This window comes from Mesorhizobium sp. M7A.F.Ca.ET.027.03.2.1 (assembly GCF_003999175.1).
Lineage (GTDB): Bacteria > Pseudomonadota > Alphaproteobacteria > Rhizobiales > Rhizobiaceae > Mesorhizobium.
The window spans coordinates 1-12,604 of record NZ_RZOM01000045.1; the positions used below are offsets into that span (position 1 = coordinate 1).

The 12,604-nt window shown below is 62.0% G+C and carries 11 protein-coding genes and 1 tRNA gene; 6 read left to right on the forward strand and 6 right to left on the reverse strand.

The features are described from left to right. The 3 genes from EN750_RS03830 to EN750_RS03840 all read right to left on the reverse strand — a co-directional run. Positions 1 to 972 (reverse strand): glycosyltransferase family 25 protein (locus EN750_RS03830; RefSeq protein ID WP_145967396.1); only part of this gene is annotated, 972 nt, incomplete at its 3' end. A gap of 226 nt (positions 973 to 1,198) precedes the next feature. Further along, positions 1,199 to 1,273 (reverse strand) — tRNA-Gln (locus EN750_RS03835). A 128-nt stretch (positions 1,274 to 1,401) separates the two neighbouring features. After that, positions 1,402 to 1,746: a VOC family protein gene (locus tag EN750_RS03840; RefSeq protein ID WP_127395675.1), complete on the reverse strand. Its 345-nt coding sequence runs from the start codon at positions 1,744 to 1,746 to the stop codon at positions 1,402 to 1,404. A 221-nt stretch (positions 1,747 to 1,967) separates the two neighbouring features. On the opposite strand from EN750_RS03840, the gene ppdK reads away from it, so the two are divergent. From ppdK to EN750_RS03855, 3 genes are all read left to right on the forward strand, one after another. Further along, positions 1,968 to 4,646 (forward strand): pyruvate, phosphate dikinase, encoded by a 2,679-nt coding sequence (ppdK, locus tag EN750_RS03845; protein WP_127395676.1) that lies wholly within the window; start codon positions 1,968 to 1,970, stop codon positions 4,644 to 4,646. A gap of 118 nt (positions 4,647 to 4,764) precedes the next feature. Continuing rightward, a complete protein-coding gene (locus EN750_RS03850; RefSeq protein ID WP_127395677.1) occupies positions 4,765 to 5,868 on the forward strand; it encodes a glycosyltransferase family 9 protein in 1,104 nt (367 codons plus the stop codon). Between the two features lie 169 nt (positions 5,869 to 6,037). Then, positions 6,038 to 6,778, forward strand: a complete 741-nt coding sequence (locus EN750_RS03855) for a polysaccharide deacetylase family protein (RefSeq protein ID WP_127395678.1) — start codon at positions 6,038 to 6,040, stop codon at positions 6,776 to 6,778. Positions 6,779 to 6,817: 39 nt separating this feature from the next. Here the strand turns inward: EN750_RS03855 and EN750_RS03860 are convergent, their stop codons facing one another. After that, positions 6,818 to 7,207: a DUF427 domain-containing protein gene (locus EN750_RS03860; protein WP_127270456.1), complete on the reverse strand. Its 390-nt coding sequence runs from the start codon at positions 7,205 to 7,207 to the stop codon at positions 6,818 to 6,820. A 145-nt stretch (positions 7,208 to 7,352) separates the two neighbouring features. Further along, the gene (locus tag EN750_RS03865) at positions 7,353 to 7,709 is read right to left on the reverse strand and encodes a hypothetical protein (protein ID WP_013532740.1); all 357 of its coding nucleotides are present in this window, start codon (positions 7,707 to 7,709) and stop codon (positions 7,353 to 7,355) included. 183 nt (positions 7,710 to 7,892) lie between these two features. On the opposite strand from EN750_RS03865, the gene EN750_RS03870 reads away from it, so the two are divergent. Further along, on the forward strand, positions 7,893 to 9,521 hold the full coding sequence (locus tag EN750_RS03870) for a fatty-acid--CoA ligase (protein ID WP_127395679.1): 1,629 nt from the start codon (positions 7,893 to 7,895) through the stop codon (positions 9,519 to 9,521). Positions 9,522 to 9,601: 80 nt separating this feature from the next. Beyond that, a complete protein-coding gene (locus EN750_RS03875) occupies positions 9,602 to 10,387 on the forward strand; it encodes a DUF1499 domain-containing protein (RefSeq protein WP_027035904.1) in 786 nt (261 codons plus the stop codon). Positions 10,388 to 10,458: 71 nt separating this feature from the next. Here EN750_RS03875 and EN750_RS03880 read toward each other — a convergent pair whose 3' ends face one another. Then, entirely contained in the window at positions 10,459 to 11,457 is a 999-nt protein-coding gene (locus EN750_RS03880; RefSeq protein WP_127395680.1) for a LacI family DNA-binding transcriptional regulator, read from the reverse strand. 307 nt (positions 11,458 to 11,764) lie between these two features. On the opposite strand from EN750_RS03880, the gene EN750_RS03885 reads away from it, so the two are divergent. Continuing rightward, on the forward strand, positions 11,765 to 12,604 hold an 840-nt coding region (locus EN750_RS03885; protein ID WP_245482602.1), incomplete at its 3' end, for an ABC transporter substrate-binding protein.

Genomic DNA, 12,604 nt, shown 5'->3' on the forward strand with positions numbered 1-12,604 from the left:
CAGAAAGCCGACCCAACCGATCAGCGGTTTGCTGTAGGTCCACAAATCCACTCTGAACCAGCGGATGACCGCGACCAGGGCCAGCGCCAGGCCCGCATAGCGGTAGGTGTCGGCCTCGCGCCACACCGCGGAGACCAAAGCGAGAACGGCGAGTGCCGCAAGCAACAGAAGCAAGGTGTGGCGCGGCGCGTTGTCCTTGGCATCATCCAGGGCATTTCGCGGCAGAGGGGGCGGCAGCAGGACGTGATGCAGGCGGCGCAGTTCGTCGCTGGCCCGTAACACCCCGGCACGTAGCCGGCTCGGCCCGCCCAGTCTTGCGGATTTGTAGCTTCCCGAGGGACCGGCTATGCCCGAGACCCCACTGCTGGCGGCGAAGCCAAGCACGTTTTGGCGGACCGAATAGACTTTCAGGCCGGTATCCCAAAAGCGCTCGAGCGCGACGTCCCATGGCATTTTCATTACGGCGAGCGCCGACAACAGACCCTGCGCGCCCTCTCGCGTCACCAGATAGGCGGCGGCCGAGCCTTGCGGGCCATGCAGCGCACGACCGATCTCGTCGCCTTCCGCCGTCTCGACCGCGCGCATGAAGAAGCTCATGCGATGGTTGGTCAGCTTGATGACATCGAAATCCGGCACCGCCGCGATGATGGCCTCGATGCGCCGCATGGTGTTTTCGCTGAAGAGGACGTCGTCCTCGACAATCAGGCCATGGGCGCTGCCACCGGCCAGGAACGTTTCCAGCGCCCGGATATGGCTGCGGTAACAGGCATATTCGCCCGAAAGGATGTCGCGCCCGCTCAGCTTGCGCGCGGCTGGAAGATCGATCTCCGTCCAGTCTTTTTCAGCAAGCGCCTGACCGTCGACGGCGGCAATGCGCTGCAAGGTCAGGCCGGCCGCCTCGGCGCTGGCGAGCAATTCGCTCCAGCGCTGGGTCTCGCGATCGAGGTTGATGGCGAAGATAGGGAGGTTCATTGAAGTTCCATGTTGAGCCGCCACCCACCTGGCCGACCTATGTATGGAAAGAAGGAGATGTTCAAGGCGACACTTTACAGATCATGTGCAAATGCTGACCCGATTTGCCGCGATGGCGTTGGCTCATCTGGATTTATGAAACAGTCGAATTATTAGCTGATCGGCTTCATGGAAGGTCGCAAAGGTACCCTCGGGTCCCATGTGTCAGGAACGGACCTTCGCGGGATGGCTGGGGCGCCAGGATTCGAACCTGGGAATGTCGGTACCAAAAACCGATGCCTTACCACTTGGCGACGCCCCAATTGCCGTCAGAGTCGCTTGTGCGGCGCGTTATTAGCAGAGCAGCCAAAAAGCACAATCCTTATGAGTGACGGTTGGAACGCTCGAATTGGGCAGGCAACGCAGCGCTGGCAAATGATATGCAGCGGGCTATTCGGACCACGCCGCCATCTCGTTTCCGGCTGGATCGACGAAGTGGAAGCGCCGGCCGCCGGGGAACGGGAAGATCGGTTTGACGATCGTGCCGCCGGCGCTTTCGACAGCGTCGAGGGTTTGCTCCAGATCCCTGCTGTAGAGCACGGGCAGCGGCTTTGATGGCGCTTCCGCGGCATCTGCCTGGAAGCCTCCGTCCAGGCCTTCGGCAAAGGCCGAATAGGTCGGCCCATAATCGGTGAACGACCAGGCAAAGGCGGTACTGTAAAAAGCCTTCAGCCGGTCCAGCGTTCCACCGGTCGCGGGCATTTCCAGATAGTCGAGTTTTCCGGGCAGTTTCATGGCGCACCTGTTTGTTCACTGTATGTTCTACCCCAGAATTCCTGACTTGGCAAGTCTTTTTGCCGCATGCTGGAGCACGGCTTTGCTTAATCGATTGTAGTGGCCAGGTGGCTTTGCCGATGTCTTGCCTTTCGCACTGCAGCATCATATCGCTCCAAGGACGGACCGGCGGAACTTTCCGTTTCGCCAATCTTTCCAGTCTCCTGCAACCGGAGCGATGCATGACCAAATGGGTTTTCACCTTTGGCGATGGTGCGGCGGAAGGCCGTGCCAGCGACAGGAATCTCCTGGGCGGCAAAGGCGCCAACCTGGCCGAGATGTGCAGCCTGGGGCTGCCGGTGCCGCCGGGCTTCACCATCACCACGGAGGTCTGCAACGCCTACTACGCCAACGGCCGTATTTATCCGGCCGGGTTGGAAGCCGATGTCGCGGTCGCGCTCGATCACATCGGCCGGCTGACCGGCCGTCGGTTCGGCGACCCGTCGAAACTGCTGCTGGTGTCGGTGCGTTCGGGCGCTCGCGCCTCGATGCCCGGCATGATGGATACCGTGCTCAATCTCGGCCTGAACGACGAGACGGTCGAGGCGCTGGCCGCCGATTCCGGCGACGCGCGCTTTGCCTATGACAGCTACCGCCGCTTCATCCAGATGTATTCCGATGTCGTCATGGGCCTCGACCATGAGGTGTTCGAGGAAATCCTGGAGGATCAGAAGGGGGGGCTCGGGCACGAGCTCGACACCGAACTCACGGCGCTCGAATGGCAAGGCGTCATCGCGCTCTACAAGGCCAAGGTCGAGGAAGAGCTCGGCAGGCCTTTTCCGCAGGATCCGCATGAGCAGCTCTGGGGCGCGATATCAGCCGTGTTCTCGAGCTGGATGAACAACCGCGCCATCACCTATCGCCGGCTGCACGACATTCCCGAAAGCTGGGGCACCGCGGTCAACGTCCAGGCCATGGTGTTCGGCAATATGGGCGAAACCTCGGCCACCGGCGTTGCCTTCACGCGCAACCCTTCGACCGGCGAAAAGATGCTCTATGGCGAGTTCCTGGTGAACGCGCAGGGCGAGGACGTCGTCGCCGGCATCCGCACGCCGCAGAACATCACCGAAGCGGCACGTATCGCAGCTGGCTCGGACAGGCCGTCGCTGCAGAAGCTGATGCCTGACGCGTTCCAGTCCTTTGTCACCATCTCCGACAGTCTGGAGAAGCACTACCGCGACATGCAGGATCTCGAATTCACCATCGAGCGCGGCAAATTGTGGATGCTGCAGACCCGCTCCGGCAAGCGCACCGCCAAGGCGGCGCTGAAAATCGCCGTCGAGATGGCGCGCGACAGATTGATCACGAAAGAGGAAGCCGTCGCCCGTATCGACCCGGCCTCGCTCGACCAGTTGCTGCATCCGACTATCGACCCCAAGGCCGCGCGCGACGTCATCGGCATCGGACTGCCGGCGTCGCCCGGTGCCGCCACCGGCGAGATCGTCTTTTCCTCCGGCGACGCCGAGGAATTGAAGACGCAGGGCCGCAAGGCGATCCTGGTGCGCATCGAAACCAGCCCCGAAGACATCCACGGCATGCATGCGGCGGAAGGCATCCTGACCACGCGCGGCGGCATGACCAGCCACGCCGCGGTGGTGGCACGCGGCATGGGCAAGCCTTGCGTCTCCGGGGCCGGCTCGCTGCGTGTCGACTACAAGGCCGGCACGCTGATGGCGATGGGCTCGACCTTCCGCAAGGGCGACATCGTCACCATTGACGGCGGCAATGGCCAGGTGCTGAAGGGCGCCGTGCCGATGCTGCAGCCCGAACTTTCCGGCGATTTCGCCGCCATCATGGAGTGGGCGGACGCGGTCCGCCGCATGAAAGTGCGCACCAATGCCGAAACGCCGCTCGACGCGCGCATGGCGCGCTCCTTCGGCGCCGAAGGCATCGGCCTCTGCCGCACCGAGCACATGTTCTTCGATGGCGACCGCATCGTCGCCATGCGCGAGATGATCCTGGCAGACACCGAAAAGGACCGGCGCGCCGCACTTGCCAAGCTTCTGCCCATGCAGCGCTCGGACTTCCTCGAACTGTTCGAGATCATGGCCGGCCTGCCGGTGACGATCCGCCTGCTCGATCCGCCGTTGCACGAATTCCTGCCGAAGACCGAGGAGGAGGTGGCCGAGGTCGCCGCCGCCATGAAGGTGTCGCCGGACAAGCTCAGGCAGCGCACCGAGGCCTTGCACGAGTTCAACCCGATGCTCGGCCATCGCGGCTGCCGCCTGGCAGTCTCCTATCCCGAGATCGCCGAGATGCAGGCGCGCGCCATTTTCGAGGCGGCCGTGGAGGCCGGCAGGAAGGCCGGCGCTCTGGTGGTCCCCGAGATCATGGTGCCGCTCGTCGGCCTGGTGAAGGAACTCGATTACGTCAAGGCGCGCATCGATGCGGTTGCCAAGAGCGTCATGGAGGAAACCGGCGTCAAGATCGACTATCTCACTGGCACGATGATCGAGCTCCCCCGCGCCGCGATCCGTGCCCATGTCATTGCAGAGTCAGCCGAATTCTTCTCCTTCGGCACCAACGACCTGACCCAGACGACCTTCGGCATCTCGCGCGACGATGCGGCCTCGTTCCTGGAAACCTACCGCCAGAAGGGCATTATCGATCAGGACCCGTTCGTCTCGCTCGACATCGACGGCGTCGGCGAACTGGTGCGCATGGCCGCGCAAAAGGGCAGGGCGACGCGGCCAGACATCAAGCTCGGCATCTGCGGCGAACATGGCGGCGATCCGGCCTCGATCCGCTTTTGCGAAGAGGTCGGCCTCGACTACGTGTCCTGTTCGCCCTATCGCGTACCGATCGCCAGGCTGGCGGCCGCGCAGGCTGCGGTGCTGGTTGCGAAGGCAGGCCGCCGATAGGATCCATCCAGCTTACCGTTTTGTAAGGCAATTCACGCGAACGTGCTGGCGGCGTCGCGCAATCTTGACATTGTTCCTGCCCAATTTGCGGCTATCCGCAAATTGCTCCCGGAAACAGATGCTGCAGATTTCTCCCGCGCCGTTCCACTCGATCCTGGTCGTCCAAACCAAGTTCATAGGCGATCTCGTCCTCGCCTCGGCGCTCGCCAAGAACCTGCGGCTCGCATTCCCCGGCGCCAGCATCGTCTTTCTGTGCGAGGCTCGCTTCGAGAGCTTCGTGATCGCCCATGATATAGCTTCCGAGGTGGTCACATTCAGGCGCGACCGCATGCGCGGCACGTCCTTGGAGCGCGGGAAAGAGCTTTACGCCATGGTGCAGGCGTTGCGCCGCTTCCGTTTCGACCTGACCATCGACCTGACCGACTCGAAGACGTCGCGCATCGTCACCGGGCTCGTCAACGCCAAGACCCGTGTCGGTTACAGTCCTTCCGAAAGACCCTTGCGTATGTTGGAGCGGCAACCCGCCAATGTTTTTGCCAAGCCCTACGGCTTTGATGGTCAGCATTTCCTGTACCGCTACCTCTCGCCGCTCGAAGCGCTCGGCATCGAACTTCGCACGGTGATTCCAAACCTTGAGCCGCTGCCAATGGAGACGGCGAAAGCATTGGCGCTGCTGGGTAAGCACCATCTGAGGCCAAACGCATTCATCGCGGTACATGCGGGTGCAAGCTTCGAGGGCCGACGTTGGCAGCCGGAGCGGTTTGCAGCAGTGATCGTCGAGATCGCCGGCGAGACTGGTCTGGACGTCGTCCTGGTGGGTGGCCCGGACGAGCGCGAGATCGCCGAACGTATCGTCGCCAGGACCGCGCCGTCGGTCGTCAATCTCGTCGGTGACCTGTCGCTTGAAAGCCTGCTGGCGGTGCTGAAACAGGCCCGGCTGTTTCTCGGCAATGAGAGTGGCCCGATGCACATGGCCGCGGCCACTGGGACCCCGGTTGTCGGGCTGTTCGGTCTGACGGAGCCGTCGCGCTGGGGTCCCGTCGGCGTGCCGAGCATCTCGCTCCAGCCGCCGATGCCTTGCGCCTGCATGGCCGAAAACCTCTGCCGCGCGCCGGATCCCAGCAAGGCATGCTGCGTCTGGGGCCTGGAGGTCAAGCCTGTGGTCGATGCGGTGCGCGAGGTTCTTTCGCGCACCGAAATGAAACTGGAACACGCCATCTGAGATCATGCGCCGCATGCACGACCGCTCTCGACGCGGTGGAATGACCTGTCGCCCACAGGAACGGTCACATTGTCGCGGAGCGCTTTTCTGCTATGCGCCATCCCGATTTCCGCCTTCATGCGGGTCGTTGGGATGCCTGCTTGAAATGACGGGTCCGGGAATCGGTTTGATGCGCCTGCTGCAAAAAAATCTCTGCATGATCGCCCTGTCGTGGGCGATGGCATCCGCCAGCCATGCCGCGCCCCTCGTCGAGCCGACGCTGCACATCAAGTCGCAGGCGAGCGGAGCCGGCCGTGTGGCGCTTACGCTCGACGCGTGCGGTGGACAGACCGACAACCGGATCCTTTCGGCGCTGGTGGACAACAAGATCCCCGCCACCATTTTCGTGACCGGCATCTGGCTGAAGCGAAACGCCGCCGCCGTCGAGATCATGCGGGCGCATCCCGATCTGTTCGAACTGGAAAATCATGGCGGCCACCATGTCCCGGCGGTCGACACGCCGCGGAAAATCTATGGCATTCGCAGCGCCGGCAGCCCGGATGCGGTGCTGGCCGAGGTCGAATCGGGAGCCGCCGCTCTTACCGGGACCGGCGAGCCGGCGCCGAAATGGTTTCGTGGCGCAACCGCCGAATACAGCCCGTCGTCAATCGCCATGATCCGCAAGCTTGGCTTCAAGGTCGCGGGATTCTCGATAAATGGCGACGGCGGCTCTTTGCTTGGCGCCAAGGAGACCGCCCGGCGCATCGCGGCGGCCAAGGATGGCGACGTCATCATCTCGCACATCAACCAGCCGACCCATGCGGCCGGCGAAGGCGTGGTCCAGGGGCTGCTGGCGCTCAAGGCCAAAGGCTTGACCTTTGTGCGGCTCGACGATGCCGAGGGCATCGGCAATAACGGCACGACGGAGTGACTGGCCAGCCGAGCGGATCTCGATGCCTTCGGCGTTGGCTCAGTCCGGTTTGGCTTCGATCGTGACCTTGCTTGCGTAGAATGCGCCGTGGTTGCGGATTTCAGCCATTTCGTCGAAAGGCCGCTCGTAGGCCCACATGGCGTTCTGGCCGGTCTCGCCGGCAGGCAGCACGCTCCAATAGCTTGCATCGCCCTTGTAGGGGCAATGGGTCGAGTGGTCGGTGCGGCCGAGCTTGCCGAAATCGATGTCGGCGAACGGAATGTAGAAGGCCGCCGGATAGGGGGCCTCGGTCAGCACCTTGGCCTTCGTTGTTGAAGCGATGACCACGTCTCCGACACGCACGGTAACGGTGCCGGCATAGGGCTCGACAGTGATGATTTTGTCCGGGTTGCGTTGGAAACCGGGTGCGGGGTTGGCGATCTGATCCATGCGGGGGGCTCTCCTTGCGTCGACTTAAGGTGTGTCGCGCAAGCCCGTTGCGCAAGGCCGCTATCGCCATCCAGCCCGCAAAACTTGCCGAGGCCGACATTGATGAATCGGACCCTGGAATCTTCGAGGTACTTGTCGTCAGCGGTCAGGCGGCGGCCTTGAACACGTCCATGAGACCGGCATAGGCGGCAGCGATCCCGGCGACCGGGTTGCTGCTTCTCGAGACGGTCTCGACCTTCAGGGAACCGCCGCCGGTAGGCAAGGTGAGCAGCAGGAACTGGCGGTTTCCGCCATCGCCGACTGACGCGGCCGCGACGTGCTGGTCCTCGCCCTGATTCTGGACGCACATCTTGAACAGCAGCGTGCCGCCGACCGCTTCCAGCGCGCCGCCGACAACTTCAACAAATTCATCTTCGGAAACAGTCTTTGTGTCCGGCACCAGATCGGCCAGACTTTCGGCAAGCGTACTCTCGAGAGCCTTGTCGTCGAGCTGCGCGTCCATGCGAACCTCTTTCAGTCGCCAATCGCACCCCTTTGCCCGTTAACGAAACTTAACGCCGACGATGGCCGGATTGTGGCGGTTTTCCACCAATGCGGCGCTCAGGGGTGCTGGCGGCTGGACAATCCGCCGGTTCGCTCCACAATAGCTCGAAAAGCACAACGCAAAAGCGTGAGGGAGGATCGAATGCTGGGACTGATGCAGGAATGGCCACTGCTTTGCCATAAGCTCATCGACAATGCCGAGCGGCAGCATGGCGTGCGCGAGATCGTGACGCGCTCGATCGAGGGGCCGATCGTGCGCACCACTTACGCCGACATCCATCGCCGTGCCCTGAAGGTCGCCCAGCGGCTCGAGCGCGACGGCTATGGGCTGGGCGACCGCATCGCCACGCTGGCCTGGAACACCGCACGCCATATCGAGGCCTGGTACGGCATCATGGGCATCGGCGCCATCTACCACACGCTCAATCCGCGGCTGTTTCCCGAGCAGATCGTCTGGATCATGAACCATGCCGAGGACAAGGCAGTCTTCGTCGACCTGACCTTCGTGCCGCTGCTCGAGAAGATCGCCGGCGCCGTCAAGTCGCTGAAACAGGTGATCGTGCTGACCGACAGGGCGCATATGCCGCCGACGACATTGCCCAACGCGGTCGCCTATGAAGATTGGCTTGACGAAGCGGATGGCGACTTCGCCTGGAAGACCTTCGACGAAAGCACCGCCGCCGGCATGTGTTACACGTCCGGGACCACGGGCGATCCCAAGGGCGTCGTCTACAGCCATCGTTCGAACGTGCTGCACGCCATGATCGCTGCCATGCCCGACGCCATGGGACTGTCGTCGCGCGATACGATCCTGCCTGTCGTGCCGATGTTTCACGCCAATGCCTGGGGCCTTGGCCAGAGCGGGCCGATGATCGGTGCCAAGCTGGTCATGCCCGGCTGCAAGATGGATGGCGCCTCGATCTATGAACTGCTCGACACCGAGAAAGTGACCTTCAGCGCCGCCGTGCCAACCGTCTGGATGATGCTGCTGCAGCATCTGGAGGAGACCGGCAAGGAGCTTCCCCATCTCAACAAGGTTGTCATCGGCGGCTCGTCGTGCCCGCGCGCGATCATGACCAAGTTTCAGCAGAACTACGATGTCCAGGTTATCCACGCCTGGGGCATGACCGAAATGTCGCCGCTCGGCACGCTGTGTACCCTGAAGCCGGACCATGCTGGTCTTGAGGGCGAAGCCCGGCTCGACGTCCAGCAGAAACAGGGCTACCCGCCCTTCGGCGTCGAAATGAAGGTGACCGACGACGACAACAACGAGCAGCCCTGGGACGGCAAGACTTTTGGCCGCCTGAAAGTGCGTGGGCCGGCCGTTGCCCGTGCCTATTATGGCGACGCCGGCGTGGAGCAGTTCGATGAGGATGGCTGGTTCGACACTGGCGACGTCGCCCACATCGACGCCGGCGGCTACATGCAGATCACCGATCGCGCCAAGGACGTCATCAAATCCGGCGGCGAATGGATTTCGACCATCGACCTCGAGAACCTGGCTGTCGGCCATCCCGATGTCGCCGAGGCGGCAGCCATCGGCGTTCAGCATTCGAAATGGGGCGAACGGCCGCTGCTGGTCGTCGTCCGCAAACCGGGCAAGGAACCGACCAAGGCTGACATTCTCGGGTTCATGGATGGCAAGGTGGCCAAATGGTGGATGCCGGACGATGTCGCTTTCGTCGGCGAAATTCCGCACACCGCAACCGGCAAGATCCAGAAGATCACCTTGCGCCAGCAATTCAAGGACTATCGCTTGCCGACCGATTGACGCGATGTCGCATGTTTCGGCTTCATGCCATCGCAAAAAGGCACTAAGTCTCCGTTCGGGTTGGGGCAGCACGGAAAACGATGGTTAGCATTCCTGAACGGCAAACGTCGAAGGCGGCCGGCTGGTCGCGGCGCACGGCCGCTTTTTCGTTGGTGCTGCTGCTGACGGTCTTTGTGGGCCATCGCTTCGATCTCGTCGAAACACCTGTCTTTCTGTGGGTGCTCGGCATTGTCGCGCTGCTGGCGGCGATGGCGCTGTTGTTTGCCGGGTTTGCCTTTTCGCGGCTGTGGAATTTCGGCGACCGCGGCGGCCGCGACCTGACGGTCGGCGCGCTGCTGGCACTGCTGGTGCTCGCACCCTACGGCGTCGCCGCCTACTGGGCGACGATCTATCCGCCGCTCAGGGATATCTCGACGGATTTCGACGAACCGCCGGCGCTCGACGTGAGCGACCGGACGAAGGATATGAACGTGCTTGCGCCGTCGACGCCTGGCGAACAGCGGCTGCAGGCCGATAGCTATCCGCTGGTCAGCGCACGCAGCTACGACCTGCCGTTCGAGACTGTCGTCAATGCCGTCGAAACCGTACTCGACCGGCGCGACTGGGAGCTGTCGGAGCCCTATCCCGATCTCGCCGGGCAAAGCGAGGTGACCATCACCGCCGTCGCCAAGGGCTTCGTGATCGGCCTTCCCGCCGATGTGGCGATCCGCGTGACGGACGATGGCGACACGGTCATCGTCGATATGCGGTCGGCATCCCGCTACGGCCGCTACGACCTTGGCGACAATGCCGCGCGCATCACCGAATTCCTGGCGGAGCTCGACCAGGAAGTCGCCGGTCAGGTCGGCGCCGCGCCAGCCGAGTGACTTTCAAAACCGGGTTGTAGTCAGGCGGATCCGTATGTCGCAGCAGAATGCAAGTTGGGTCTGCGGATAGACTATTCAGCGGGCTCGTATCTCCCCTGCAACAAGATCGTCGAGACCGGGCCAAGCGGATCGATGATCCGGCTCTCCAGGACCTCGATGAGTTTGCGTCCGACCCCGGCCATATCCACGAAATGAACGCCGATCTTTGCCGGCAGGAAGCGTGCAAGCCGCGTGCTGTCACGAGCGACGATGTGGACGTCGCTCCCTGGCACAAGACCTCTTCTGCCAAGAGCATGTAACGCCCCGAGAAGGCCCAGTTCGTTGGCGCATGCCAAGCCGGTCGGCCGATCTGACGACGCCAGTAGGCGATCGAACCAGCCTGCGCTCGATTCCATCGTGAACATGCCGTGACCGATCAGCGATTGGTCGATCGGAATACAGGCCTCGGCCAGCGCCCTTTGATACCCGGCAAGACGCATGGCACTCGCCTGATCTTCCGGAACGAGAAGTTGCAGTGCAATGCGTCGACAGCCCTTATCCATCAGCCGTCGGGTCGCCTCGTAGGCAATCTGTTCGTTGTCGATATCAACGTAAGGATATGCGACGTTCAGGTCCGTTCTTCCGAATGTGACGAATGGCATGCCTGCATCCAGCAGCAGCTTGACTCGCGGATCGCCCGACACCATGCGCGTGATGATCAGTCCGTCTGTGCTGCGCGCTTGAAGCTGCCGCTGCACACTCTCGACAGGATCGTCATCGGGAGTGGTGGAATAGATGGAGAGACTATAACCCGCTTGCCGCGCCGCCAGCGTCATGCCCTCGATCAAGGGAAGCTTCAATAGATCGGACAGATGGTCTTGTGTCTCCATCGGGTATACTGCCGTTATCGTCAGCGTTCGGCCGGTTTTGAGCGCGTAGCCATGATGATTTGGCAGATAACCGGCCCGTTTCGCCGCGTCTTTTACGCGTGCAATGGTCAAGGGATGGACTTCTGGTCCGTCCTTCAGAGCGCGGGAAACCGTCGTCACCGAAAGGGAAAGTTCCACCGCGAGCTGTTTTAGATTGGCCATTGTCGCCCGCCTTCATTGCTAAATCGCCGGCTGTATTTCCTGCTGAAGCGCCGTGACGTTACCGGATTCGATATCCCGGTCAATCCTAACTCCTTGGGGAAGCAGCTTGACTCGGTTTAGGTTGAGTGCAATCGTAACGTTACGATTAAAGAGAAACGGCGCTTTTGAGCGAAATTTCATAATTTCGGGAGGAGAACCTATGTCTTGGCTACGCATTTCCTTAGCAGCATTTGTAATCTCGGCTGCTTTGCCCGCCCATGCTCAAACAGTCACCATTACGACAGCGGGTGGCGACTATGGTAACGCAATGAAGGAAGCTATGTGGGGTCCTGCTGCAAAAGAGCTTGGATACGATGTCCGCGAGGAGACCCTAAGCGACGGCCTAGCCGCCTTGAAGATGCAGGTCACCTCGGGGGCTATCACGACCGACGTCATTCACCTTGGCTCACCGGAAGGCGCACAGGCTGCCGCACAATCGCTGCTGGAGCCTCTCGACTACAAGATTATCGACCCAAAGTCGGTGCCAGATGGCGCAAAGTCCGACTACTGCTATCCGTTCGACTCCTATGGCACCGTCATGTCATGGAATACCAAGACATACGGCGAGAACCCGCCGAAGACGTGGGCGGAATTCTGGGATGTTGCCAAGTTTCCTGGTCGTCGCGCGCTGCGCGCCAATGCTCAAGACTCGATCGAGATCGCACTGCTCTCCGACGGCGTGGCGCCGGCGGACATTTATCCCGTGCTCGGCACGCCGGAGGGTCTGGATCGCGCCATCAAGCGGCTCGAAGCAATCAAACCAAATGTCTCGGTGTGGTGGACCTCGGGCGCTCAGTCGGCGCAGTTGCTGAAAGACGGTGAGGCGGATTTGATCGTTACCTGGAACGGTCGGCCGGAGACAGTGAAAAAAGATGGCGGCGCGGCCGACTACACGTTCAAGGGTTCCGTCATTGGCACTGACTGTCTTGGAGTGCCGAAGGGGGCGCCGAACAAGGAAGCGGCCATGAAGCTGATAGCTGCGATGACACAGCCTGCGCGCGTGGCCAAGCTGACCGATTTCATCGCTTACGGCCCGGTCAATCCTGCTGGCTATGAGGGTGGCCTTATTCCCGCGGACCGTCTGAAGACCCTTGCGACCGCGCCTGAA

Coding starts and splice junctions, on each gene's coding strand:
- EN750_RS03860 (WP_127270456.1), bottom strand. CDS start 7,207: ATGGATCAGATCGCCAACCCCGCACCCGGTTTCCAACGCAACCCGGAC.
- EN750_RS03870 (WP_127395679.1), top strand. CDS start 7,893: ATGCTGGGACTGATGCAGGAATGGCCACTGCTTTGCCATAAGCTCATC.
- EN750_RS03880 (WP_127395680.1), bottom strand. CDS start 11,457: ATGGCCAATCTAAAACAGCTCGCGGTGGAACTTTCCCTTTCGGTGACG.
- EN750_RS03840 (WP_127395675.1), bottom strand. CDS start 1,746: ATGAAACTGCCCGGAAAACTCGACTATCTGGAAATGCCCGCGACCGGT.
- EN750_RS03865 (WP_013532740.1), bottom strand. CDS start 7,709: ATGGACGCGCAGCTCGACGACAAGGCTCTCGAGAGTACGCTTGCCGAA.
- EN750_RS03855 (WP_127395678.1), top strand. CDS start 6,038: ATGCGCCTGCTGCAAAAAAATCTCTGCATGATCGCCCTGTCGTGGGCG.
- EN750_RS03850 (WP_127395677.1), top strand. CDS start 4,765: ATGCTGCAGATTTCTCCCGCGCCGTTCCACTCGATCCTGGTCGTCCAA.
- EN750_RS03875 (WP_027035904.1), top strand. CDS start 9,602: ATGGTTAGCATTCCTGAACGGCAAACGTCGAAGGCGGCCGGCTGGTCG.
- ppdK (WP_127395676.1), top strand. CDS start 1,968: ATGACCAAATGGGTTTTCACCTTTGGCGATGGTGCGGCGGAAGGCCGT.